The organism is Candidatus Thermoplasmatota archaeon (assembly GCA_022848865.1).
In the GTDB taxonomy this organism is placed as follows: domain Archaea; phylum Thermoplasmatota; class Thermoplasmata; order RBG-16-68-12; family JAGMCJ01; genus JAGMCJ01.
In genome coordinates, this window is record JAJISE010000002.1 from 1 (window position 1) to 19,498 (window position 19,498).

The window sequence follows — 19,498 nt, forward strand, 5'->3', positions numbered from 1 at the left end:
ACCGTATCTCGAGATCCATTGGCGTATCTCAACGGGGTGCATGTCGACAGCAACGAAAACCACCTTGCCTCCATTGTCGAGCACGTCGACGGCGCAGTCGATTGAGAACTCGAACTTTCCTACGCCTGGAGGACCCTGGAGCAGGGTGCTTGAGTTTGACTTGAATGCGTCGATCATTCCCACACAATCACTTCCCTGTTGTGGGGTCTCGGTTCATCGGCCTTAGGTTCAGCATCGTCGTCGGAATGACCACCCAGGACAGAAGCGGTCCTTCTCAATGCTGGGTGGGCTGTGTCCAGGCTCCCTGGTGTGTCATCACAGTGGGCGCCGGAAGGGATGTTGCTGGCTCTCGCAGTCTTGATGAAGTCCCGGTGCTCGGAAACGAGAAGTCCGAGCATTGGAATCGGGTTCTGAAGAGACCAATCTCTGGAGAACTCCAGATCGATCACTAGGACCCTCCGATTATCGTCATTGTCCCCGTGTCTTCCATCGCGTCGCAAGCCAATCCCTGAGCATTCTCTCTCCTGAAGAGTAAAAACCTTTGCACGCGAGTCTCTAATCTGATAACCAAACATGGCACCAGAACCGTTGACATGGGAAATAGATAGCATAGTGAACAGAATCACAGCACCAAGACTATCATGAAATGAATCCCGGTCTCAAGGCGCTACTCCCCCAATGCTGCAGGGGACGCTTCTAGACAACTACCTTTAAGTTTCGTTGGGCATATGTTGAGAGGTCATGGTTAGGCGCGACCTGTTGGAGAGCGAGAAGAGGGTCCTTTGCGGCATCGTTCAAGACCCTCTCTTCTCGGACAGGGAGCTCTCGAAGAAACTGGGCATGAAGAAGACAACCGTCACGGCGATCAGGAGGAGACTTCAGCAAGAGGACTACTTCAGGAGTGTCCAAGTGCCCTCCTTCGAGAAGCTCGGATTCGAGATGCTGGTCGTTGCGTTTGGAACCCTCTCGTCTGTTCCTCCGTTCGATGAGAAGATTGCCCTAGCTCGGCCGGTTGTAGAAAGCCCCGAGTTCATCTATGCTCTCTTGGAGCCACGTCAAGACCTTCTTATTCAGGTCTCAAGAGACTACACAAGCGCGATGGCAAACATCCAAGCTCTGGAGGAGAAGTACAGGGAAAGGGGCTATATGGAGGGGGGTTATCAGGTCGTGGTTTTCCCCTTCGACCTTTCAGATGTGCTGAATCTCTTCGACTTCTATCCCCTCTTGAGCAGGATGTTCTGGTCTGAGAAAGGACGGCCCCATCATGAGCCAGTACTCGGCCAGATGCGTTCGACACGCCTTCGAGCAAAGGAGAAAGAGACCCTGAAGGCCATCGTGGAGAATCCCGAATTGAGTGATGTCCAGCTCTCAGAGAGCCTTGGAATCTCCAGGATGACCATAGGCAAGGCGAGGAGGAGGTTCGCCGACGAGGGACTTATCATTCCCCGGAAGATGCCCAATCTGGGTAACCTGGGGATTGAGCTTCTCGTCCTCACCCACGGCTCGTTCCATCCCAGGCTGGAAGAGGGCCTGAAATATTACGTCCCAAGCCTCCTCGAAACCGCTGGGACGACCATATTCTCAATCCTGAACAAGAACAAGGCCCTGGGAATCAGCGCCTTCTCAAGCTATCACGAATACAAGAAGCAGACCGACATATTCGCCGAGGCCTACAGAGAGCAGGAAGTCTTTTCACGACCACCCACAAGGGTCATCTTCTCCCTCACCGGAGCCCACCTGCTGAAGGATCACGAGTACGGTCCCCTTGTGAACAGCGCATTCGGGCCCGAGCTGAGGCTCTAGCTCCCCACTAGGTTCTTCACTCGTGAGGCGAGATCCTCTGGAGAGAAGGGCTTAGTGATGTAGTCGTCGACCTCAAGAACATCAAGAGCGATGTCGCGGTCAATCGTGTTGGCTTTCACTGTGAGCATCGCGATGGGGATATCTTTCGTCCTCCTGTCCGCTCTGAGCTCTCTGTAGACCATCCAACCGTCCTTCTCAGGCATCCTTATGTCCAAGAGGATGAGGTCTGGAGTGTTCCGAGTCACATAGTCCAGGCACTTCTGGCCGCTCGAAGCCTTCACCACCTCATATCCCTCCGCGGACAGTATCTTCTCGACAAGGTCCAAGATTCTTGGCTCATCATCCACGACAACAACCGTCTTCATTCCGGCTTCCCTTCCCTTGGCAAATACACTCTGAAGGTGGATCCTTTCCCGACATCGCTTTCCACTTCGATTCGTCCGCCGTGCAGGTCTGCAATCTCCCTGCAAATCGACAATCCCAGCCCCGCACCTCCGTACATCCTCGTGGGCGAGGAGTCCACCTGATAGAATCTGTCGAAGACCTTGGACTGCTCATCCTTCGGTATTCCTATCCCGGTGTCCGAGATCTCGATGACCACATCGGAGCCCTCCTCGCATCCCGCAATCTTCACCGTCCCGCCCTCTGGCGTGAACTTGACCGCGTTGTCGATGATATTACTCATCAGCAGTTCCAGCCGCCTTTCATCACCCACAACGTGAGGCAGGTTCTCTGGAAGGCTCACCTCAAGCCTTAGGTCCTTGTGCTTGGCCTGTGACTCCTTTGACCTCGCTGTTTCATCTATCAGCCGTGCAATGTCGACATCGTCCAAGTGCAGTCTGAACGATTCCGAGTCAAACGAGGATAGCTCAATGATAGTGTCGATCAGGCAGTCGAGTTTGTCCGCCTCCTCGTTCGCAGCTTCCAGAGCCTGCACCTGAGACTGCTCGAGCTCACCCATCTTCCCCCCCAAGAGGAACTTGATGTAGCCACTAATCGTCGTGAGTGGCGTTCTCAGCTCATGGGACACATTGGAGAAGAAGCTCTGTCTGAGATGCTCGATCTTCCTCTCCTTCGAGATGTCACGCACTAGGCCCTGAGTCGCTGGTCTCCCCTTGAACGTCGTTGGAACGGAGCGTATCTCAACCTCAACTACGCTCTCGTCCTTCCTTACAGCCTTTGCCCTGTACGTCAGAGGACCGTCAAGTCCCACCTGTCTTCTTTCAATGCCTTCTCCGTGATCCTCGAGGGATTCTGGAGTCAGAAGAAGGCGAAAGTCCATTCCAGTGATTTCCTCCTTCACGTAGCCCCCCATCCTGGCAAACTCATCATTGGCAAACACTATCTTGTCGTCTTGAAGGATGCACACCCCGATCGGTGATCCCTCCACCAGTCCCTCGTATAGGCCCCGCGTCTCAAGCAATTCAGCGGTTCTTTCCTCGATTCTCTTCTCCAGGCGCAGTGCGTACATCCTTTCATGCAAGCGGGAAATCCCGTCGAGCATCAGGTCGAAATCCTTGTAGATTAGCTCGACCATGCGGTGCTTCGTTGTGACGTCTTCTATCGAGCGGTTCACCTCGTTGACCAGGATGGTTCTGAATGCTCTCAGCCCCGCCTCGGCTTGTTCGAACCCAGGCTTGTCAACGAAATCCTTCAGCCGGAGAAGTATGTCTTCATACCTACCGTCTCTTACGGAATCAATCAGCGTTGAGACGATCTCCTCTAGGATTCTTCCAACGGCATCGTTGACCACGACCCCATGAGACTCCATGTGGCTGTCGAGCCATTTCACGAATCTGGCTTGGAGTTCATTCTTGGAGCTGGCCATGAGATCGGCCAGTCCGCTTCTCAGCTCGGCAACATCCATAACGACCAACTGCGCGGTTCTTCGAATCTCATTGCGGTCTCTCGGGGATTGTCCTGGGGTGGTTTAATCTTTCTGCCCCTTCGCTCAGGAAATGCCAGTTGTCCTGTCAGGAGGCATTTGGAAACCTACATGTAGAAACGATATTCTTATACTGACGAGCGTTTCCGTGCCCACAACTTCAGATGGGGGATTGCGAATCCCTGTCGACACCGCATCGACCAGGAAGCTCGTACTCTTCAACGAGATCAAGCCATCAATGAGCTTCGAGGCTTTTCGTGAGCATGTAGCTCACGGCGATTCGGGCTTGTGCATCACTCGTAGGTCAACCTCTCAGATCGTGAGCGCGTACGATTTGGACGATGTGGAATACAGAAACCTCGACAGCGAAGGTCACACAGATGCGATCAACCCCGATGACCTGGACAAGATTGTGGATGTCATCGAGGCGTTCGCTGCAGAGAACGAGAACCCCGCTTTCCTGATTGATGGGTTTGACTTCCTCATCGCGATCAACAGCGTTGACGAGGTCACGGAGTTCCTCAAGAGTGTAAGGGATACATTGGAAGGACACGGGGGACGTCTCATGGTGTCCATCAATCTGGACACTCTTGACAACAAGGACAGCACGAGGATTGCCAGGTGCTTTGACGAAGTGGAGGGGCTTTGAGCCCTTCCTGGAGCCTCACAAGAGGCGACAGGGCCATCGTATTATCAAGAAACGAAACAACATCGAAAGGCTTTTCAGACGTCAACCTGAATAGCGGATAAAATGGCCGAATGTGAAGTGGAGGAAGACATCGCGATCTGTCCCCTGTGCTACTGTCCGTTCAATCCGACAGTCGAGGAATGCCCTGAGTGCAATCCCTCCGCGGCGCAGGAGGAAAACACCCTCCCAGAGGCGGACCACGCGAACCCAGTCGTTCACGGTAACTGGCTCGGACGCCTCCAGCGCTCGGTCTCAAATCTTGTCACCAGGTCTTTCTTCCGCTCGAACAAGTAGGTGCATCGTGTTCCTTGCGGTTTGGAATTGTAAGCTAGTGACTACGACGAGCGCAGGGTCATCTATCACCCAATCAGCGAAAATGATATGAGGGTGAACGCGCTGTCGGAAAGCCTAGACCTAAGGGAGGAGTACCTGAGGAAGATTCTAACGAGGCTGAGGGAGGAGGAACTCATATGAAGGATCCCATCAAGTACACGAGGTTCGAGAAGGCAAGGATCATCGGCGCCCGGGCCCTCCAGATCGACATGGGCGCTCCCGTTATCATCAGCCTGCCAAAGGGGCAGCTCGATCCGATCACGATCGCTGAGCTGGAGTTCGACAAGGGCATCATCCCCATAACAGTGAAGAGGGAACTCTGAAGTCGCATTTCGGAGTGGACAGCGGTCCCCGTTTTCTTGGCGGGCCGCTCGGGGATTTCGCGCTCACTCGCAGTCGTGCACAAATCTTAAGTCTCCGTGAGCGGTTGGCGACCCGATGGCTATCTGTTCCGCCCCCGGGAAGCTCATACTCTTCGGCGAACACGCCGTCGTCTTCGGTGAGCCAGCCTTGTCGATTGCTGTCGATTTGAGGATCAGCACGAGGGTCGAGGGCTCCGATGCCTTCGCGGTCAACGGGCAGAGCCTCGACCGCAGGAAGCATCGATACGTCAAGAACGCGATCGAGGAGGTCTGGCGGGGCGGCCCGCTCGAATTGCATGTGGACTCCAGCGTCCCCGCGGCGGCGGGACTGGGCTCATCGGCTGCTATCAGTGTCTCCACCCTCGGTGCTCTCCTTCACATGCAGGGGGAGTTCAACCCGGTCACCATCGCCCAGAGCGGCTTCCAAGTGGAGTTGAAGGTCCAGGGGAACGCCAGCCCGATCGACACGACCACATCCACGCACGGCGGCGGGATCCTTGTGGAAAGGAGTCCCCGCTCCGGTCTGCTCTGGAGCCTCTCCAGGGACGAGAAGAAGTGGTTCCTCCACGACTGTCCTTTGCCGGACCTCAGCCTGGTCGTCGGGAACACCGGTGTGAAGGCGGAAACGGGCCCGCTGGTCCTGGGCGTCAAGAAGTTGGCGGCCAAGAGCCAGACCGCGCGCGACCAGATCAAGGAGATCGGCAGGATAACCCTGAGGGGAAAGGGGGCTCTCCAGGAGGGGGACCTCTCTCTCGCGGGAGAGCTCATGAACGAGAACCACAAGCTCCTGAACTCCCTGGGGGTCGGGCATCCCGCCTTGGACAAGCTGATCTCCGCCTGTGAGGGCCTATCGTACGGTGCGAAGCTCACTGGCGCGGGAGGCGGAGGAAGCATGGTGGCTCTCACGGACGAAGCCGAGGAGCTGGCAGGAAGGATCCGAGAGGCGGGAGGGGAGCCCTTCATCGTCAGGTACAGTCCCGAAGGCGTCCGCCTGGAGGTGTGAGAATGAGCGATAGGGCGCACAAGATCATGTTACCGAAAGAGCTGGCCGCTCGACCGACATCGCCGAGGGCCACGGCTGCCGAGGGCATCGTGATAAGGGACGCAGAGCAGGTCGTGACGCTCTCCCCTGACAGGGGGCGCCCGCTGCGAGGGGCGGAGATGCGGGAACTGGGGATCCAGACCGACGCGTCCGTCCTGATCGCAGGAGGCAGGATACAGCGCGTCGGCAGGTACGAGGACCTGATGCGGGGGAGGTCCGAGCGCGAATACGAGGTGATCGACGCCGCGGGCAAGATAGTGATGCCTGGCTTCGTCGACCCGCACACACACCTGGTCTTTGCGGGACAGAGGGCGAGCGAACTCTCCTGGAAGGTCGAGGGAGCATCCTATCTCGAGATAGCGGAGAGGGGCGGAGGGATCCAGAGGACCGTTCGGGAGACGAGAGCGGCCTCCGAGTCCGAGCTCATCGACCAGGCCGGCGGGAGACTGGACCAGATGCTTCTCAACGGAACGACCACGCTGGAGGCCAAGAGCGGCTACGGGCTCACGATGGATGACGAGATCAAGATGCTCACCGCTGCAAAGAACCTCGATGAGAGGCATCCAGTTGACATCGTGCGCACGTTCTTGGGAGCGCACGCCTTTCCCGAGGAGTACGCCGAGGACAGGGACGGCTACATCTCTCTTCTCGAGGAGGAGATGATACCCGCCGCCGCCAAGAGGGGACTGGCCGAGTTCTGTGACGTCTTCTGCGAGGAAGGGTACTTCACCCCCGAGGAGTCCATTAGGATCCTGGAGAAGGGGCAGACCTTCGGCCTGAAGAGCAAGATACACGCTGACGAGTTCACATCCAGCGGAGGGGCCCGCGTGGCCGCTGAGGTCGGTGCCATAACCGCGGACCACCTGCTGCGGACATCTGAAGAGGACATGGTGAGAATGGCCGAGAGCGGCGTCGTCGCCGTTCTGCTTCCCGCCGTTCCCCTGTTGTCGATGGAAGAGAGATTCGCCAACGCTCGGAGGATGATTGAGATGGAGATACCCGTCGCGATTGCCAGCGACCTCAATCCGAACTGTTGGGTCACCTCCATGCAGACCGTCATCAGCCTGGCCTGCTACAAGATGAGGATGACGCCCGAAGAGGCGATAGCGGCCTCCACGATTAACGCAGCGTACGCCCTCGGACGGGGCGAGAAGATAGGAAGTCTGGACGTAGGAAAGGTCGCGGACGTTCTCGTGCTCGACGTCCCTGACTATCTCCACGTCCCCTACAAGTTCGACAGGAACTGCGTCGAGACAGTAATCAAGAACGGAGAGGTAGTTCACAAGAGGGAAAGCTAGATCCGGCCGTTCATTGCGGCGATTGTGCCGATCTCTCCTCTTGGCACCATTCCGGCTCCAACCATAGTGGCCGTCCTTCTCCCTCCTGCCACCGGCCATAATCGTTGCACTTCTCACATGGGCACACAAGCCGGAATCGCTAAGTTTTTAGACCGATTCGACATACGAGTCCGCTAGGGATGGATTGATAGAGAAGATTCTTGCGGTATCAATACTAGTCGTCGTCTACGCCCTCATCCTTTCGAGAAGGGTCCACAGGACGACCGCCGTTCTCCTCGGCTCCGTACTCGTGGTAGGACTCGGCCTACTTGACGAACGCGGGATTCTCGAGGTCATCCAATGGGAGGCTCTCGGCCTGATCTTCGGGATGTTCGTCCTCATTGCCGCTCTCTCCAAGAGCGGTTTCTTCAGGTGGGTTGGTCTCCTTGCATTGAAATGGAGCCACTTTCGGCCCCTTCGCATCTTCGTAGCCTTCTCCGCTCTCTCGGCCGTCCTCGCAGCCTTCATGGACAGCATCACAGTCCTCGTGTTCATGGCCGCCCTCATAATCGAGGTGTGCGATATCCTGGAAATGCGTGCAGGACCGTTCCTCATAGCCGCAATCACATCGGCCAACATAGGGGGCGCGTCCACGATGGTGGGCGATCCTCCCAACATCATCCTGGGCACTGCGTTGGGTTTCAATTTCCAGGACTTCGTTGTGAACACAGGCCCCATCGCTGTTGTCGTGTTCTTGGTCAACGTGGGTCTGTTCGCCTATCTCCTGAAACGCCGCGGAGGGACGAAACTGCACGTAGACCTAGAGGCCTTCCAAAAGGAACATGAAGAGCTCGAGCCCGCCTCGGCGATCAAAGATATGCGGCTTCTCCGCATCTCGCTGATTGTCTTCGCATTCACCGTGACACTGCTCGTGCTGCATCACCTGCTCGACCTCCTGGTCGCCTTCGTGGCGGTGCTCGGTGCAACAATCGTACTCATACTCGGCGGCAAGGACATGCCGGACCTGGTGGAGAAAATCGACTGGCACACGCTTCTATTCCTCGCCGGGCTGTTCATCGTCGTCGGGGGTCTGGACAAAACAGGTGTCTTGTCCGACGTGGCCTCTTGGGTGACCGGAGTGGCGGGAAGTAACCTATTGGTCCTGCTAACCATGCTGCTATGGATCTCCTTTCTCTTCTCGGCATTGCTTGACAACGCACCCTTTGCAGCGGCGATGGTTCCAGTGTTGCAGAGCTTGGCCGCGGAAGGAACCGGCCCCCTCGGCCCGATGACTTGGAGCACTGCTCTTGGCTGCGACATCGGTGGGAATGCGACCCCCATCGGAGCGTCTGCCAACGTCGTTGGTCTGTCGGTGGCCGAGAAGCACGGATTGGATATCAGCTGGTCGGAATACATGAAGTCTGCTTTGCCTGTCACGATAATCTGCATCATCGTGGTCAACATCCTGCTCGTGATCACGTATCTCTAGGTGAACGTTGGGATTCTCCGTTCTCCTCCAAAAGAGATATCGACACTCCGTCCATGACCTTCCAAAGGAGAGGCAGGCAGAAGATGAAGCATCCCTCGGACGGATATCACATCATCGCTCCAACCGGAGTTCCGTCCTTTGACCGTTCTCGTCCCGCAAGCTACTTCTGATTCTTCATCTGCTTCTTGATCCTAATCCTCTGACGCCTCATCTCGGCCTTCTGCTTCTGCCAGCTCTTCTTCTCTTCGACCTTCTTCTTCGACACGAGCCTCTCCCTTGCGAGCTCGAGCTCCGTCTTCCCCGTGTCCCTCTTCTCGCTCAAGAAGACGCCGATCGTCGTCGCTATCACCGTGCTCAGGATGATCAGGAAGCTCAGGTTGAGGAATTGGGACTCGTACGGGGCCATCAGTCCGTGGTAGTTCGAGTAGCCCGCGGCAGTGGCGTCCGTGAACGCCGGTATCGTGAACGCGAGAGTGGCCAACACGGCGGCGGCGACCCCCCTCCCCATCATCGTCGAGATGGCCGTCTGGTCGTCCTTGCTCTCCGGATGGATGGCGACGGTGAGGAAGGAGTTGATGTACCTCGAGAGGGCTATCATGACGAAGACCAGTGCCGTGCCTATGAGGAACAGAGTGGGCGTCCGGTCGAGGTCCGATAGGAACGGGATGTGCGAGACCACATCCACTTGACCTCTTATCGCGAACGTGAAGCTCAGCCCCAGAAGCACGAAGAAGAACGTGCGTATGAGGAACGAGAGCTCCGAGTGGAACTGGACGATCCTCTCGTCCAGATGGAACTTCGTCTGTATCCGGAACAGCTTCCCGAACTCATCCTTGTTCCCGATCACTATCCCGAACACGAGCGCGGCCATCGCTCCGCTCCCGCCCATGTACTCGACACCACCGTAGAGGACGAGCAGGGCCGCCAGCGTTATCATGAAGGAGAAGGGCTTGCCGTAGAGTCTCGTTAGGATGAGGAGCCAGATCACCCCGAAGACAACGCCCATCCCCGCACCCACGAAGAATGCCGCGGAAAGGCTGCCCAATGCCACTTCTATGCTGTCGCCCGTCCCACCCTTCATGTACTCCATTATCGCCAGGGCGACGACGATGCAGAGGACGTCCGAGAGGACCGATTCCAGAGTGAGCAGCGTCTTCGTGTCCTCGGTCAGCCGCATCGTCCTGACCGTCGTGACGGCGACCGCCCCGCTCAGTCCGCCAAGGATGCTGCCGAGCAGCAGACCCACGCTGATGGGATAGCCCAACACGAAGTGGGCGACGAGCGCTATCGTCAGCACGGTGAGGATGAATGCCGTGAAGGTGTGGATTATGGAGACCTTGAGCTTCCTGACGACGAGGTCGAAGCTGAGGTTCAGGCCGCCGTCGAAGAGGATTATCGCCAGCGCGAGCGCCGCGAACGGCGGCGTGACGAGGTCGAGGATGTCCGCCGGGACGAGCTCCACGCCGAACACATTCAGGAGGAAGGGTCCCAGGAACAGACCCAGGACGACAAGGATGAGGATGTCCGGGACCTTCGTCTTCTCAAAGATGAGGCGAGCGAAAAAGCCTATGAAAATGATGGCGCCTATGGCGACGAAACCCAGAACAACATCCACCATGGGACTCAGTCGCCGAATACGCTTGCGTCTATAACTTTCTTTGGGCGGTCAGGAATGCGTTCTTCGGCGGGGAGAGGCTCGCGTCCTCGATCCTCGAGTGCGCCTTCACCGTCATGTCGTCCCCGATTATGCTGCGCACGATCTTGACGTCCTCCTCCACGTTGCTGTTCGTCGAGAGTATGCTCCGGTCGATCTCGCTCTGCCAGCCTATCTTGCTGTCCGCCATCACGGCGCTGAGGGAGAGGACGACGCCCCTGTCCACGAAGACGTCGCTGTAGACACAGGACCGGTCGACCAAGGCGCCCCGACCCAGGAAGACGTTGTCCCCCACGTAGGCGGGCCCGATTATCCGCACGCCCTTCTCGGACACCACGTTCCTTCCCAGCATCACGGGACCCTTCACGCTCGCGTTCTCGATCTCCACTTCCTGTCCTTCCCTCTTGATGATCTCGAGGCTGGCGTTTATCACATCGAGCGGCCTGCCGATGTCCACCCACACGCCCTTGAGGCGCTTCCCGTAGAGCGGGACGCCCTCCTTCAGCAATGCGGGGAACACGTTCTTCGAGAAGTCGAACATCTCCCTCTCCGGGATGTAGTTCAACACCTCTGGCTCGAGTATGTAGATCCCGGCGTTCACGAGATTGGAGAACACCTCGTCCTTCTTCGGCTTCTCCTTGAACCTGATTATCCTGTCCTCATCGTCGAGCTGCACTATCCCGAACTGGGTCGGGTCCTTCACTTCCGTCAGGGCCATCGTCGCGGTGGCGCCTTTCTTCCTGTGGTAGTCATAGAGTTCCTTCATGTCGACATCCGCGAGCACGTCACCGCTCGCAACGACGAACGTGTCGTCGAGGAAGTCCGCGACCATCTTCACGGCACCCGCGGTGCCCGCAGGGTTCTCCTCGAAGGAGTAGAGTATCCCCGCCTCGTAGTCAACGCCGTCCCCGATCTCCTTGATGAGGTGGTCCGACATGTAGCCGGTCGTGACGACTATCTCCTTGAAGCCGGCCTTAACGAGGGACCTTATCACGTAGTCGATGCACGGTCTTCCAGCAATCGTTATGAGGGGCTTTGGCCTCGCATCCGTGAGCGGTCTCAGCCTCTCTCCGACTCCCCCCGCCAGCACGACCGCCTTCACGTCCTCACCTCTCGACCTTCCCCTTCTGGAGCAGGGTCTCCAGGGCCTTAACCGCGTCCTCCTCCAGCTTCTCCTCGTCGAAAAGGGCCTTGTGGGCGGCGATGTTCTGGTCCTTGAGTACCCTCCTCGCCTCCGCCATCTCCTTGCGTTTCTCCTTTCTCTCGGAGAGTATCTTCTGCCTCATCTCCTGGGCCCTGTTGTGAAAGTGGTCGGCCCTCTCCCTGATCTTCAGGAACTCCTTGTGCTTCTTGTCGGACTCCGCGATGAGATGGGAGATCTCCTTTATCTGGACCACGATCGTCTCGTGGATCTCCTGCGCCGCGTTTGAGAGCTTCACGACCAGTTCGTGCTCCAGGTCCGCCTTCTTGAAGAACTCCGTGATGGTGTCGTCGACGCCCTCCATCTCCAGGATGAGCTTCTTCTGCTCCTCGTAGATCTCCTCGAGCTCGTCCAGATCCTTCTTCTTGACCCTGACCGCGTCGATCAGCTCGTTCTCCTTCGGGAGGGTCAGCGCCGTCGTCTCCTGCTTCATCTGGAGCTTGTGGATCTCGAGGCGCATGTTGTCTATCTCCGTGGGCAGGCTCGTCTTGAAGTCCCTCCTCTTCCCCTTCCTGAGGCCGATGAGCTCCTTCGCCCGCTTCTGCAGCTCGTTCCTCTTGCTCTTGTGCTTGCGCATCTCCGCGACGAGCGAGTCGCGCTTCTGCTTGAGCTCCTGCATCTCGTCTATGAGCTCCCGCTTCTGCGCGTTCAGAGTGTTCCTCTCGTCCTTGGGCACGCTGGCCTCTGCGTTGGCCTCGTCACGCTTGTCCAGAAGGGACCTGTACTTGATCTCGGCTATGTCAAGCTCGGACTTGCTCTTCTTTCTAACCATATGGCAGAACCATCCTGGGTGGCAACCGCTAATCGAGGCTTGTATTAGATTAACCTTTCGTTATGATTCCGTTGGAAATCCCCGCAATCTGGGCGGGACTCATCTTTTCCACCCTCTCGTCGGACCACTCGGCGTCCCGCAGATGGCTCCTCGCCTCGTCCTCGGTCTCGAAGAGGTCCTGCCAGTGCAGCAGGACGGAATTGCCCATCTTCTTCCTGCGGTGCTTGAACAGGGCGTCCACGAGCTTGAGGAAGTGGTCCTCGTTCTCCACGCGGAAGGGCGGGTCTCTGGGCACGATCTCCACGATCGCCGAGTCCACTTTCGGGACTGGGAAGAACCTATCCTTCGGGACGGTCTCGACGATCCTCGCGTCCGCGCGGTAGGAGACGACGACCGAGAGCTTCGAGTACGCCTTCTGCCCTTCCCTGGACACGAGCCGCTCCGCGAACTCCTTCTGGTACATGAGCACGCCCTTTCGGAAGCCCATGTCGAGCAGCCTGAACGTTATCGGTGAGGAGATCTCGAAGGGCAGGTTCGAGACGACCTTCTGGAATGGCGGGATGTCCACCCTGAGCGCGTCGCCCACGATGAGGTCGAGGTCGGGAAAGCGGTCCTTCAGGAACGCCCCGAGCCTCCTGTCCTTCTCTATCGCGACGAGCTCCCGGGACCTCTCGAGCAGGGGCGCCGTGAGGACGCCGAGCCCGGGGCCTATCTCGAGGACGATGTCATCCCCGAGCGGCTCCGCCAAGGCAATCTGGCGGTGGGCGATTTCGTCGTCGGTGAGGAAGTTCTGCCCGAGCCTCCGCGAGGCCCTCATTCCCAATCTCTCGAGCGTTCTTCTTATCTCTCGCGGCTCCACGGCGCTCCCTAACGGGCGGGTGGATATACATTTTCGCACGGGCCAAGACGACTTCGGCGGCCCCGCGAAAGTATTATTATCGATGGCTCCATTCTCGCCATGATAGGATGGGATTGCTCGCTGGTATTAGGTTCGGCATAGGATGCATCTGCGGGACCATAGTCGCGATTGTGGTTGGCGTCGTGCTGCTGCTCCTATTTCTGAAGATACTCACTTGGCCCTTCAGTGGTTAGTATGGCCATCAGGTTCGTATGTCATGCTCGACCTGAAAGGAGCTTCAGCTTTCGCGGGAAGAAGCTACCAATATGCTCGCGCTGCACGGGCTTCTATCTCCTCATGATCGCAGGTCTTGCGGGCGGTTTCCTCCTCTTGCAGGCGGGCGACATATCCTACTTCGTCCTTTTCGCGGTCACGATGGTCGCCCTGACGCCCATGGCGGTGGACGGCTTGACGCAGCTGCTCGGCCGGCGGGAGAGCGACAACTACACGAGGTTCATGACGGGGAGTCTGGCGGGAGCGGTGATAGGCTTCGATATCGCCGCCCTCGTTCTCGACGCACTCTTTTTATAGGTGTCTGGGACTGCACTGAACCATGTCTCCGAGACGCGAGAAGGAAGCCGAGACATGCGAGATATCGGGCTGCGATGAAGAGGCGGTCCGCTCCATCCCCTCCGGAAAGCTCAAGAGCGCCCTCCCTGACGCGTCCATCGAAAAGGAGCGGGGAAGGATGCGCATCTGCAAGAAGCACTATCGGGAGTACAAGAAGGCGACCAAGGAAGACAGAGAGCTACACAGACTGAGCTGGAAGTAGATCACGGGCTGGTCGGACAGTGAAACCTCAGACCATTCAGTTCCTCGCCAACATGGGGGTTTTCTCATCGCTCATCTTCATTCCGGTCTACGCGAAAGAGCTCGGGGCGAGCGACTTCGAGATCGGGCTCATCGCCGTGGCTTTCGCCTCTGCTCTCCTGGTCTCCTCGTACCTCTTCGGAAGAGAGGCGGACATCAGGGGCCGCAGGCGGATAATACAGCTCGGCCTCGTCCTCTCCGGCTTCGCCGCTTTGACGCAGATCGTCACGACCGAATGGTACTTCTTGATGCTGAGCCGCGTCCTCGTCGGCTTCTGCATGGGATATTCCCGTCCGCGCTCCTCGCGTACGCGTACGATAGCGGCAGGCGCCTCGGCAAGTTCGCCTCCTTCGGCTCGCTGGGCTGGGGGATCGGCTCCGTTGTCGCGGGCATTATCGGCGTGTTCTCGCACATCTTCCTCTTCTCCTCCCTCATATTCTTCGCATGCTTCGCCCTGGCCTTGACGCTTCCATCAGTGGCGGAGGTCAGGCTGTCGATTCCGTTCTTTCCCGTCCACATCATCAAGAAGAACGCCTCCGTGTATCTCTCCGTGCTGCTACGGCACTCAGGCGCCAACATGATCTGGGTCATCTTCCCGCTCTTCCTCTTGAGCCTCGGAATGGACAAGTCGATGGTCGGCGTGCTCTATCTGGTGAACGCGGGGACGCAGTTCAGCGTCATGCAGCTGATCGACAGGTTCAACAGCGTCAAGCTCGTCCTCGGCGGGCTCGTGGTCTCCGCCGTCACGTTCATCTCCTTCACTTTGGCGGGCAACTTCGTGGAGATACTCCCGACCCAGATCCTCCTAGGCGTCAGCTTCGCGCTCATGTACGTCGGCTCCCTCAGGTTCCTGATGGAGAGGAACATCGAGCGGTCGACATCCACGGGCATGCTGCAGTCCGTGATGAGCATCTCCGCCATCATAGGCCCGTTCTTCGGCGGGCTCATCTCGATGGCCTTCGGTTACCATGCAACCATGTATGCGGCGACGATAATGACGCTGATCGCGATAGCCACGTTCCTGCCCGGCATCCGCCAGAGGATCAACCAACAGATAGTTCCTTCAGACCCGTCTCAGGGTTGAGCTCTCGCCCGAGCTCGACCTTCGAGAGCTTGGCGATGACAAGTTCCGCGACGACCGCCACCTCCGCGTCGATGAGATGCCCGCCGACGACCTCGTACTTCTCGTCCGAGAGCGCGCAGTGCAGATGGATGACGGTCTCCCCGCCGGTCGTTATGCTCCCGTGAAGCGCGATAAGCTCCCGCGGCCGTTTGAACCGCTTCGGCTCGTGCTCCTCTCCGGAGTAGTAGCCCAGCTCGACGTTCCTCAGCATTCCTATGCCCGAGATCACGAGCCCGCTGACGATGTCGTGCTTCCCGATGATTTCCCTGAGCGCCGCGAAGAGGTTCTCCCCCTTCGACAGCTTCGCGACCACAGTGTGCCCCTGCTCCGCCGACTGCATGAGATCACCTAGTCCAGCGCCTCCGCCTCGATCTTCAGCCTTCGGCGGACCTCCCGCGCGAGATCTTTCGACTGCCCGTGAGTGGTCAGGACCTTTCGCGGGTTGCAGGCCTCGATGAACGTCATTAGCGCGGAGAAGTCCGCGTGGTCGCTGAGCGGGAACTGCGCGTCCACGTCGTACGACCGCCCGAAGTTGTAGATGCCGCACCAGCCGGATGCGTAGGCGGTCTTCCCGCCAAGCGCCCTCAGGGACTCGATCTCCGGGCTCACGGGGCGCTTGAGCATTGCCTTGGTCCCGATGAACACGTGCGGGCTGCGCCTTTCCTCCTCGGTGACCTCGGACAGCCTCCTGTACTTGAGCGGGACGCCGTGCGCGCGGTAGATGTCGGCGATGTCCGCGATGCCGTCCGTCGTGATCACGTCGTCCGTCACCTTGTTCATGAGCCCGATGAGCTCCTGCGCCTTGCCGAACTCGTACCCAGACATGGCGACGGGGCCGGACTCCAGCTGCGTCTCCGCCCAGGAGAGGATGTCCTCCACGACATCGGACTTGGGTCCGAAGACGAAGCCTGGCTTGCCGTACGTGGCCTCTACGATGAGAACGTCGCACTCCTCCGGCTGGGCCTTGCCGCACGTGACGCCGCCCTCGGGGTTGAAGTCGCCCGTGTACATGACGTTGTTCAGCCTGACCATCGCGGAGCCGAAGACGTGCCCCGCGTCCCGGAAGACGACGGGGAAGCCGTTGTACTCCATCTCCGTGTCGTACTCCAGCGACGTGCCCTTCCGGCTGCCTATCCTGACGCCCATGATGTCCCTCGTCTGCGGCGTCATGAGGGCGCCCTCCGCCATGTGGTCCATGTGCCCGTGCGTGACTATGGAGCCGTGACACGGTCTGCGAGGATCGAGAACGACCTCGTCCAGTCTCTCCTGGACGTGCACGCCAATCTTGCGGAAGATACGCATCTACTTTCTCCTGGTGAACACGTACCTGATGGGGATTCTCCTCTTTAGACCTGACGAATAGCCGCACGTCTCGCACTTGAAGCCCAGGGTGACAGTCCCGCCGAAAATAGTGAGGTTGCGCACCTTCTTGAGCTTGGTCTTGCAGACCGGGCATTTGTAGGGGGCTCGCTTCTCGGAGCTCTCGCGGTAGTGAATCTCCATCTCGAGCCACGGTATGCCGATCGTCAGATGCCTGAGGCGGACCTCGCCCACGCCGTACTTCTTCTTGTTGCTGAGCTCCTTCTCCACGAGCTGCTTCAGCCCTCTTTGGGAGTCGACGACGCGGCGCTTTCCGAAGACCTTTTCGATGGCCTCCAGTATCTGCTCGTCCTTGGGAATGCGGTACTTCCCTCTGGGCATTAGTTGGTAATGAAGGGTAGCATTACTAAACCTTTTGCCGCGGGACCAGGAATGAATGGATTTCCCGGGGGGATTTGTCCCGAGGATTTGTCCTTTCTATCGTCGAAAAGCGGGCTTGTTAGAATCGTTATGTCGGATGTTCCAGATGTGTAACTAGACGCGCATTTATATGGGGAATCTGCGGAAACCATATCATGAGCAGGCCGGAAATACCCGGAAACCCCGAGAAACCTGCATTCTCTACCCGAGATGGAAAGGGCAGGCCAGGAGCTACCCTATGCAGTCCCAGGAGCATCCCCGAAGGATGTCTATGGTATGTGTATGGTAGGTCTATGGCAGGTCTAGGGGAACCTAGGGCGGAGCCTAGGGCAACCTTAGGAGAAGCTAGGGTGGACCTTAGGGATTCCCTAGGATTTCCCTATGACTTGTCCGAAGAGCATCTCCAGTCGCAGGTGCTGAGCGGGAACGGGAAGATCGCCTGCCAGAGGAGAAAAAGAAATGCAAACAAAAAACAACGTAATCGTGCGCCATGCAAGCGGAACGCTAGGCGGCCAAGTGGTCGCAAGGGAATGGAAAGGCAGACCCTACCTCGCGAACAGGCCCAGCTACCCTCGGGACCGGGAGTTCTCGGAGGAGCAGCTGTGCCAGCAGGAGAGGTTTCAGGACGCCACCGCCTACGGGAAGGCCCTTATCCAACTGGACGAGGTCCCCGAGATCTACCACCAGAAGGCGGAGAGCGCCCGGCTGACGGCATACAACATCGCCATCAGGGACTTCCTCAAGCCGCCCGTGATAAGGGACATAGGCGTCGACGGGTACACGGGAAAGCCTGGAGAGGAGATCGTCGTCCGGGCCAGGGATGACACGGAGGTCATCGCCGTGCACGTCGTCATCAGGAACGACGGAGAGGTCGTTGAAGAGGGCGACGCCGTGCGGGACCGGTTCAACCAGTCGCTCTGGAGGTACGTCACCGTCGAAGAGAACGGCTTGAGCGGGACGGCGATCGAGGCCCTCGCAGCGGACAGACCCGGGAACGTGGCCTCGGGCGAAGTGGAGCTCTAAGCGGGCGACCACGCAGTGAACCAGTCGGTGGACGAGCGACGGACCAAACCATGCGGCGGGAAACTGCAGGAGGAGACGACGCACTGCTCCGTCCATATCTGTCGTACTCCTCATTGAAGTCTGTCATTTCTTTTACGGAGCCGAACCGTTCAGGGCGAGGTCTGTGACTCCGATACTTTTTTTATCCCCCCCACCCGCTACCTATGTCCATGCGTCCGCTGGTTAGCGCAAGGGAGGTCTCCAAAGCGTTCGGGAGCGTTCAGATCCTGCAGGACACCACCTTCGACATATTCGATTTGGACCGCGTCGGCCTGATAGGGCGGAACGGCGCTGGGAAGTCCACCCTGCTCAAGCTGATCACGGGCGAGGAAAAACCCGACCTGGGCGAACTCGAGGTCAAGCCAGGCCTCCGGATCGGTTCGCTTACCCAGTACCAGATGCAGGACAGCGACGAGACAGTCGCCGATAACCTGCAGTCATCGGACTACCTGACTGGCGTGAGGGCTGAGCTAAGAGAGATAGAGGCCAGGATGACAGACCCGGAATTTTACCAATCAGAGGGTTACGAAGAAGCCATCAAGACCTACAGCGAGCGCCAGGCTGGGCTGGCCAAGTTCGAGGGGGAGAGGTTCGTGGACAGGGCGCTGGGACTACTGGCAGATCTGGATTTCGAGCCTGACCTGAACCAGCCAATATCTGCGTTAAGTGGCGGAGAGCGTAGAAAGCTCGCACTGACCAAGCTCCTAGTGGCATCGCCCGACCTCGACCTTCTGCTGCTGGACGAACCGACCAACCACCTCGACATCGAGACCATAGAGTGGCTGGAGGCGTTCCTCCTCGATTACAAGGGAAGCATAGTGATCGTTTCGCACGACCGGTACCTGCTGGACGATACGGTGGAGAGGGTTTTCGAGCTGGAACGTCACCGCCTGAGGACGTACACCGGGGACTACACCGATTACTCGCAGCAGAAGGAGTCCAGTCTGGCCATGAACCAGAAAGCCTACCAGAAGTACCTGAATGAGATGGAGAGAAATAGGGCGATAATCGAGAAGCTGAAAGGTAGGAATAGATTCGATGCCCAGATCAGGAGCCGCCTCAACCGAATGGCAAAGATTGCGAAGGTTGACGACCCGGTCATCAGGGAAAAGGTGGTGAAGTTCAAATTCAGGGAGGCAGGTGTTCATTCAAGAATCGTGGTGGAGGCGAAGGAGTTGGAGATGAGATTCGGGGATAACGCGCTCTTCAGCGGGGCGACTTTCGAGATAGAGAACGGCGACAAAGTCGGCATCATCGGCCCAAACGGCTGCGGCAAGACCACGCTCCTGAAGCTTTTTCTGGGCGAGGTGTGGCCCACTGGTGGCAGTCTGACCCTCAGCAAGGTAATCAAGCCCGGGC

Annotated in this window: 22 protein-coding genes and 1 pseudogene; 12 read left to right on the plus strand and 11 right to left on the minus strand. The window is 58.2% G+C overall.

Translation table 11 applies throughout. The annotated features are described in order from the left end of the window. Both LN415_00600 and LN415_00605 read right to left on the minus strand, forming a co-directional pair. A partial coding sequence (locus LN415_00600) for a hypothetical protein (GenBank protein MCJ2555600.1) occupies positions 1–183 on the minus strand: 183 nt, incomplete at its 3' end. Beyond that, a complete protein-coding gene (locus LN415_00605) occupies positions 174–449 on the minus strand; it encodes a hypothetical protein (GenBank protein ID MCJ2555601.1) in 276 nt (91 codons plus the stop codon). The genes LN415_00600 and LN415_00605, both read right to left, overlap by 10 nt. Before the next feature lie 292 nt (positions 450–741). On the opposite strand from LN415_00605, the gene LN415_00610 reads away from it, so the two are divergent. Next, entirely contained in the window at positions 742–1,803 is a 1,062-nt protein-coding gene (locus LN415_00610) for a winged helix-turn-helix domain-containing protein (protein MCJ2555602.1), read from the plus strand. Here the strand turns inward: LN415_00610 and LN415_00615 are convergent. Together LN415_00615 and LN415_00620 are read right to left on the minus strand one after the other, a co-directional pair. Continuing rightward, positions 1,800–2,168 (minus strand): response regulator, encoded by a 369-nt coding sequence (locus LN415_00615; GenBank protein MCJ2555603.1) that lies wholly within the window; start codon positions 2,166–2,168, stop codon positions 1,800–1,802. The genes LN415_00610 and LN415_00615 overlap by 4 nt on opposite strands. Beyond that, positions 2,165–3,670, minus strand: a complete 1,506-nt coding sequence (locus LN415_00620) for a PAS domain S-box protein (GenBank protein MCJ2555604.1) — start codon at positions 3,668–3,670, stop codon at positions 2,165–2,167. The genes LN415_00615 and LN415_00620 overlap by 4 nt, the downstream gene beginning before the upstream one ends. A 190-nt stretch (positions 3,671–3,860) precedes the next feature. Between LN415_00620 and LN415_00625 the strand changes: the two genes are divergently transcribed. The 6 genes from LN415_00625 (at position 3,861) to LN415_00650 (ending at position 8,879) form a co-directional block, all read left to right on the plus strand. Beyond that, on the plus strand, positions 3,861–4,337 hold the full coding sequence (locus LN415_00625) for a DUF835 domain-containing protein (protein ID MCJ2555605.1): 477 nt from the start codon (positions 3,861–3,863) through the stop codon (positions 4,335–4,337). Between the two features lie 102 nt (positions 4,338–4,439). After that, on the plus strand, positions 4,440–4,670 hold the full coding sequence (locus LN415_00630) for a hypothetical protein (protein ID MCJ2555606.1): 231 nt from the start codon (positions 4,440–4,442) through the stop codon (positions 4,668–4,670). 176 nt (positions 4,671–4,846) lie between these two features. Continuing rightward, positions 4,847–5,032 (plus strand): DNA-directed RNA polymerase subunit K, encoded by a 186-nt coding sequence (locus tag LN415_00635; protein ID MCJ2555607.1) that lies wholly within the window; start codon positions 4,847–4,849, stop codon positions 5,030–5,032. 115 nt (positions 5,033–5,147) lie between these two features. Then, on the plus strand, positions 5,148–6,074 hold the full coding sequence (gene mvk, locus LN415_00640) for a mevalonate kinase (GenBank protein ID MCJ2555608.1): 927 nt from the start codon (positions 5,148–5,150) through the stop codon (positions 6,072–6,074). Between the two features lie 26 nt (positions 6,075–6,100). Further along, entirely contained in the window at positions 6,101–7,411 is a 1,311-nt protein-coding gene (gene hutI / locus LN415_00645) for an imidazolonepropionase (GenBank protein ID MCJ2555609.1), read from the plus strand. 184 nt (positions 7,412–7,595) lie between these two features. After that, entirely contained in the window at positions 7,596–8,879 is a 1,284-nt protein-coding gene (locus LN415_00650) for an ArsB/NhaD family transporter (protein MCJ2555610.1), read from the plus strand. 160 nt (positions 8,880–9,039) lie between these two features. On the opposite strand, the gene LN415_00655 is transcribed toward LN415_00650, so the two are convergent. From LN415_00655 to rsmA, 4 genes are read right to left on the minus strand one after another with little or no spacing between them, the layout of a single operon-like run. Continuing rightward, positions 9,040–10,497, minus strand: a complete 1,458-nt coding sequence (locus LN415_00655) for a cation:proton antiporter (GenBank protein MCJ2555611.1) — start codon at positions 10,495–10,497, stop codon at positions 9,040–9,042. A gap of 28 nt (positions 10,498–10,525) precedes the next feature. Beyond that, positions 10,526–11,635, minus strand: a complete 1,110-nt coding sequence (locus LN415_00660; protein MCJ2555612.1) for an NDP-sugar synthase — start codon at positions 11,633–11,635, stop codon at positions 10,526–10,528. Between the two features lie 4 nt (positions 11,636–11,639). Beyond that, positions 11,640–12,506 carry a hypothetical protein gene (locus tag LN415_00665; GenBank protein MCJ2555613.1) on the minus strand — a complete coding sequence of 289 codons (867 nt, stop codon included), beginning with the start codon at positions 12,504–12,506 and terminating at the stop codon, positions 11,640–11,642. 49 nt (positions 12,507–12,555) lie between these two features. Beyond that, a complete protein-coding gene (rsmA, locus tag LN415_00670) occupies positions 12,556–13,323 on the minus strand; it encodes a 16S rRNA (adenine(1518)-N(6)/adenine(1519)-N(6))-dimethyltransferase RsmA (protein ID MCJ2555614.1) in 768 nt (255 codons plus the stop codon). Positions 13,324–13,599: 276 nt separating this feature from the next. Here rsmA and LN415_00675 point away from each other — a divergent pair, with 276 nt between their 5' ends. The 3 genes from LN415_00675 to LN415_00685 all read left to right on the plus strand — a co-directional run bounded on the left by LN415_00675 (position 13,600) and on the right by LN415_00685 (position 15,298). After that, entirely contained in the window at positions 13,600–13,935 is a 336-nt protein-coding gene (locus LN415_00675) for a DUF2085 domain-containing protein (GenBank protein ID MCJ2555615.1), read from the plus strand. Between the two features lie 22 nt (positions 13,936–13,957). Next, a complete protein-coding gene (locus LN415_00680; protein MCJ2555616.1) occupies positions 13,958–14,176 on the plus strand; it encodes a hypothetical protein in 219 nt (72 codons plus the stop codon). 273 nt (positions 14,177–14,449) lie between these two features. Next, the gene (locus tag LN415_00685; GenBank protein ID MCJ2555617.1) at positions 14,450–15,298 is read left to right on the plus strand and encodes an MFS transporter; all 849 of its coding nucleotides are present in this window, start codon (positions 14,450–14,452) and stop codon (positions 15,296–15,298) included. Here LN415_00685 and LN415_00690 read toward each other — a convergent pair. Genes LN415_00690 through LN415_00700 form a run of 3 tightly spaced genes read right to left on the minus strand, consistent with a single transcriptional unit; the run spans position 15,258 to position 17,038 of the window. Further along, on the minus strand, positions 15,258–15,677 hold the full coding sequence (locus tag LN415_00690; protein ID MCJ2555618.1) for a DNA-binding protein: 420 nt from the start codon (positions 15,675–15,677) through the stop codon (positions 15,258–15,260). The two genes, LN415_00685 and LN415_00690, sit on opposite strands and share 41 nt — an antisense overlap. An 8-nt stretch (positions 15,678–15,685) precedes the next feature. Then, on the minus strand, positions 15,686–16,639 hold the full coding sequence (locus LN415_00695; protein MCJ2555619.1) for a hypothetical protein: 954 nt from the start codon (positions 16,637–16,639) through the stop codon (positions 15,686–15,688). Next, the gene (locus LN415_00700; protein ID MCJ2555620.1) at positions 16,640–17,038 is read right to left on the minus strand and encodes a hypothetical protein; all 399 of its coding nucleotides are present in this window, start codon (positions 17,036–17,038) and stop codon (positions 16,640–16,642) included. A gap of 498 nt (positions 17,039–17,536) precedes the next feature. Here LN415_00700 and LN415_00705 point away from each other — a divergent pair, with 498 nt between their 5' ends. Beyond that, positions 17,537–18,100, plus strand: coding sequence for a hypothetical protein (locus LN415_00705; GenBank protein MCJ2555621.1), 564 nt, complete (start codon positions 17,537–17,539; stop codon positions 18,098–18,100). A 209-nt stretch (positions 18,101–18,309) separates the two neighbouring features. Beyond that, positions 18,310–19,498: pseudogene (locus tag LN415_00710) on the plus strand (ATP-binding cassette domain-containing protein).

Excerpts from the sequence above, each read along its gene's own strand:
- rsmA (MCJ2555614.1), bottom strand. The coding sequence starts at position 13,323 with ATGAGGGCCTCGCGGAGGCTCGGGCAGAACTTCCTCACCGACGACGAA.
- LN415_00705 (MCJ2555621.1), top strand. The coding sequence starts at position 17,537 with ATGCAAACAAAAAACAACGTAATCGTGCGCCATGCAAGCGGAACGCTA.
- LN415_00685 (MCJ2555617.1), top strand. The coding sequence starts at position 14,450 with ATGGTACTTCTTGATGCTGAGCCGCGTCCTCGTCGGCTTCTGCATGGG.
- LN415_00680 (MCJ2555616.1), top strand. The coding sequence starts at position 13,958 with ATGTCTCCGAGACGCGAGAAGGAAGCCGAGACATGCGAGATATCGGGC.
- LN415_00700 (MCJ2555620.1), bottom strand. The coding sequence starts at position 17,038 with ATGCCCAGAGGGAAGTACCGCATTCCCAAGGACGAGCAGATACTGGAG.
- LN415_00610 (MCJ2555602.1), top strand. The coding sequence starts at position 742 with ATGGTTAGGCGCGACCTGTTGGAGAGCGAGAAGAGGGTCCTTTGCGGC.
- LN415_00655 (MCJ2555611.1), bottom strand. The coding sequence starts at position 10,497 with ATGGTGGATGTTGTTCTGGGTTTCGTCGCCATAGGCGCCATCATTTTC.
- mvk (MCJ2555608.1), top strand. The coding sequence starts at position 5,148 with ATGGCTATCTGTTCCGCCCCCGGGAAGCTCATACTCTTCGGCGAACAC.
- LN415_00695 (MCJ2555619.1), bottom strand. The coding sequence starts at position 16,639 with ATGCGTATCTTCCGCAAGATTGGCGTGCACGTCCAGGAGAGACTGGAC.
- LN415_00615 (MCJ2555603.1), bottom strand. The coding sequence starts at position 2,168 with ATGAAGACGGTTGTTGTCGTGGATGATGAGCCAAGAATCTTGGACCTT.
- hutI (MCJ2555609.1), top strand. The coding sequence starts at position 6,101 with ATGTTACCGAAAGAGCTGGCCGCTCGACCGACATCGCCGAGGGCCACG.
- LN415_00665 (MCJ2555613.1), bottom strand. The coding sequence starts at position 12,506 with ATGGTTAGAAAGAAGAGCAAGTCCGAGCTTGACATAGCCGAGATCAAG.
- LN415_00620 (MCJ2555604.1), bottom strand. The coding sequence starts at position 3,670 with ATGGATGTTGCCGAGCTGAGAAGCGGACTGGCCGATCTCATGGCCAGC.
- LN415_00635 (MCJ2555607.1), top strand. The coding sequence starts at position 4,847 with ATGAAGGATCCCATCAAGTACACGAGGTTCGAGAAGGCAAGGATCATC.
- LN415_00690 (MCJ2555618.1), bottom strand. The coding sequence starts at position 15,677 with ATGCAGTCGGCGGAGCAGGGGCACACTGTGGTCGCGAAGCTGTCGAAG.
- LN415_00630 (MCJ2555606.1), top strand. The coding sequence starts at position 4,440 with ATGGCCGAATGTGAAGTGGAGGAAGACATCGCGATCTGTCCCCTGTGC.
- LN415_00675 (MCJ2555615.1), top strand. The coding sequence starts at position 13,600 with ATGGCCATCAGGTTCGTATGTCATGCTCGACCTGAAAGGAGCTTCAGC.